Below are 3,757 nucleotides of genomic sequence, written 5' to 3' on the forward strand. Positions count from 1 at the left end.
GGTGTCGGCCGGGCCGCCATTGGGCGGGTTGTATTTAAAGCCACCATCTTCCGGCGGATTATGCGAGGGCGTCACCACCACGCCGTCGGCGAAGCCGCCGCCGCGGCCTCGGTTGTAGGTCAGGATGGCATGGCTGATCACCGGCGTCGGCGTGTAGCCATCATGCTGGTCGATCATTACCTGCACGCCATTGGCGGCGAATACTTCCAACGCACTGGCCAGCGCAGGCTCGGCCAATGCATGGGTGTCGATGCCGATGAACAGCGGTCCGTCGATGCCGGCGCCGGCACGGTAGTCGCAGATCGCCTGCGCGATCGCCAGGATGTGGTTTTCGTTGAACGAGGTATTGAGGGCCGAGCCGCGATGACCCGAGGTGCCGAAGGCGACGCGCTGCGCCGGAATTTTCGGATCGGGCTTGCCGGCGAAATAGGCCGTGATCAAACGCGGCACGTTGACCAGCAGAGCAGGATCGAGCGTCTTGCCGGCCAGCGGGCTTATATGGGCAGCCACATCATTCTCCTTCGCGCACCATCACCAGCCGCGCGAAACGTCGCGCGGCGCCAGCTTCATGGCATGTTTCGGAGCAATAATCAGCTAATTGAGGCGGGGTCGAGGGCCCTTAGTCCTTGGTGCTGTGCTGCACTGCCCACGCCACCGGAACGGCGAAGCACAGGAACATCAGGACGACGGCACAGGCGACCAGCAGGCTATCGAGGGGCATCTCGCTCTCCTTGGATGGATGAGCAAGCCTAGGTCGGTCGTGCCGAAGCGCCTTGAGCTGAGTCAAAATCCAGCCGACGGGGTCATGCCGCGGCGAGTTTTTCCAGCCACTCCGTATTGAGAAGCCGAACGCCGCCCGGAACCACGACCAGGATCTTCTCCCGGGCGAATTTCGTCAGCGTCCGGCTCACGGTCTCGATGGTGAGACCGAGATAGTCGGCAATGTCCTGCCGGCCCATCGGCAATGGCAGATTCACCGACATGGCGCCAATCCGACCATAGCGGGATTGCAACTGCAGCAGGAAGGCGGCGACCTTTTCATCGGCGGTGCGACGCCCCAGCAGCAGCATCTGGTCCTGGGCCATGGCGAGTTCGTGCCCGGCGAATTCGTACATTCGCCGCAACAGATGCGGCCGGCCCTCGACATAGCTGATGAAGGCGGTGCGGGCGAAGCGGCAGGCTTGGACATCCGTCACCGCCTCCGCCGCCACGCCGTGCCGATCGAGTAACGCCAGTCCGAGAAAATCGCCGGGCAGCGCGAAGCCGACGATCTGACGACGCCCGTCGGGCAGCGACTTGTAAAGCCGCACCACGCCGTCGATCAGGTTGAATACGCCATCGGCCGGCGCTCCCTGATCGAACAGCATCGCCTTATGTGCGTAGTGCTTGATCTGGCTGATGCGGTTCAGTTCAGCCAGTTCTCCGGGCTGCAGCGCGCCGCAGACGCTGAACGAGCGCACCCGGCATTCGTCGCAGCCATTTTCACTGCGCGGATGCTCGCATATGCGCCGCTCCGACCCGACGCAGGGTTCGGTCGAGGTACTGGCATTGTCCATGTCGGGTCCGGTCCGGCTGATCACGCATCACTTGACCGCGATCAGCGCGTGCCCGGTTGATCCAGATCAATGCCGGCACGATGGTCCCCGAGATTGTCGCACTCGGATCAGGCCCCCTCGTCGAGCGCCACCAGCGCCCTCTTGCGGCGGAACGATGGCAGCAGCGGACCAATCAGAAGCAGCAGCGCCAGCGCCAGGCAGACGGCCGAGATCGGCCGCTCCACAAAGGTCATCAGGTCGCCCTGCGACAGGATCAGCGATTTGCGCAGATTGTTTTCCAGTAGCGGCCCGAGCACGAAGGCCAGCACCAAGGGCGCCGGCTCGTAACCGAACTTGCGCATGAAATAGCCGATCACGCCGAAGCCGACCATGACGTAGACGTCGAATACATTGTTGCTGCTGCAATACACGCCGATGATGGTGAACAAGATGATCATCGGAAACAGCACGTTGTAGGGCAGTTTCAGGAGCTGCACCCACATCCCGATCAGCGGCAGGTTCAGCACCAGCAGCATCGCGTTGCCGATATACATGCTGGCGACGATGCCCCAGAACAGCCCGGGGTTCTGCGAGATCAGCAACGGCCCCGGCTGCAGGCCGTGGATGACAAAGGCGCCGAGCAGCAGCGCCATCACGACATTGGGTGGGATGCCCAGCGTCATCAGCGGAATAAAGGCGCCGCCGGCCGCGGCATTGTTGGCCGCCTCCGGCCCCGCGACGCCCTCGATGGCGCCACGACCAAAGCGTTCCGGCGTCTTCGACAACCGCTTCTCCAGCGCATAGGAAGCGAAAGACGCCACCACCGCGCCACCGCCAGGCAGGATGCCGAGGAAGAAGCCGAGAATGGTGCCACGTCCGATCGGACCGGCGCTGGCCTTCCAGTCGGCCTTGCTGGGCAGCAATTGAGTGATCTTGGCATTGATGATGTCGCGCTTGATCACCTGCTCGGTGTTGAGCAGCACCTCGGCGAGGCCAAACAGACCCATCACCACCGGCACCAGGCCGATGCCGTCGATTAGCTCGAGGCGACCGAAAGTCAGGCGCGGCTGCGCGGTGATGCCATCGAGCCCAATCAGGCCGAGCACGATGCCGATGCACGCCATCAGCAGCGCCTTGGCCATCGATCCCTGGGTCAGGAAGGTCAACACCACCAGGCCGAGCACCATCAGGCTGGCATATTCGGCCGGGCCAAAGGCGATCGCGACACTGGCGAGCGACGGCGCGACCAGCATCAGGGCGACCAGCGAGAACGTGCCGGCGATGAAGGAGCCGAGCGCCGAGATGCCGAGCGCCGGACCCGCCCGGCCCTGCTTGGCCATCTGGTGTCCATCGATACAGGTGACGACGGACGCCGCCTCGCCGGGAATGTTGACCAGGATCGAGGTGGTGGAGCCACCATACATCGAGCCGTAATAGATGCCGGCCATCATGATGATGCCGGATTCCGGCGTGCCGGACAGCGTGATCGGCAGCAGCAGCGACATCGCCGAGATCGGGCCGATGCCCGGCAGCACACCGACCAGCGTGCCGATGAACACGCCGAGAAAACAATACAGGATGTTGATCGGCTGCAGCGCAACGCCGAACCCCTGCATCACATTATAGATGACGTCCATGATGTTCGTTCCGGTCAGCCGATTTCGAAGATGCCCGAGGGCAGCTGGATCAGGAGGGCGTGCTTCAGCACCCACCACACGCCCAGCGGCGCCAGGATCGCCAGCGGAATCGCCAGCGTCCAGCGCACCGGGTCGATGGCACGCAGCAGCAGCAGCATCAGCGGGATGGTGGCGATCAGAAAGCCCAGCTGGTCGAGCGCGAAGGAATAGGCAATCAGGCTGGCGATGATGACGACCGGCTTGGTCCAGCGCGCATCGTCCCAGCGCGATCCGAAGGTCGGCCCGCCCTCGGTCACCGCGGCGATGCTGATGAACGTCGCGAACAGGCACATCAGAATGCCGGTGTAGAACAGTACGTAGCCGGAGCCGGGATCGTTGATGGTGCCGAGCTTGAGCTTCAACCCCGACCAGATCACGAACGCGGCGAGCGCGAGGCCCAGCAGACCGGTCCACAGTTCGGAATTATTGAGGCGGAATGGCGGGCGGGCGGGAGTGGTCATATAAGATTCTTTCTCGAAGCTCTTGCCCCGGACGCAGCGCACTACGTCGCACTTGCGACGTGGTGCGCTGCTGAGCCGGGGCCGT

Annotated in this window: 3 protein-coding genes and 1 pseudogene; all 4 read right to left on the reverse strand. The window is 63.5% G+C overall.

What is annotated here, in order from left to right; all coding sequences use genetic code 11:
- Nucleotides 1-510: pseudogene (locus Q0S16_RS07170) on the reverse strand (phosphoglucomutase, alpha-D-glucose phosphate-specific); the annotation flags it as partial.
- A 293-nt stretch (nt 511-803) separates the two neighbouring features.
- Nucleotides 804-1,556 (reverse strand): helix-turn-helix domain-containing protein, encoded by a 753-nt coding sequence (locus Q0S16_RS07175; protein ID WP_295846477.1) that lies wholly within the window; start codon nt 1,554-1,556, stop codon nt 804-806.
- A 107-nt stretch (nt 1,557-1,663) separates the two neighbouring features.
- A complete protein-coding gene (locus tag Q0S16_RS07180; protein WP_295846479.1) occupies nt 1,664-3,172 on the reverse strand; it encodes a tripartite tricarboxylate transporter permease in 1,509 nt (502 codons plus the stop codon).
- Nucleotides 3,173-3,186: 14 nt separating this feature from the next.
- On the reverse strand, nt 3,187-3,672 hold the full coding sequence (locus Q0S16_RS07185) for a tripartite tricarboxylate transporter TctB family protein (protein WP_295846481.1): 486 nt from the start codon (nt 3,670-3,672) through the stop codon (nt 3,187-3,189).
- Between the last annotated feature and the right edge of the window lie 85 nt (nt 3,673-3,757).

Source organism: Tardiphaga sp., from assembly GCF_025356345.1.
Classification (GTDB): Bacteria; Pseudomonadota; Alphaproteobacteria; order Rhizobiales; family Xanthobacteraceae; genus Tardiphaga.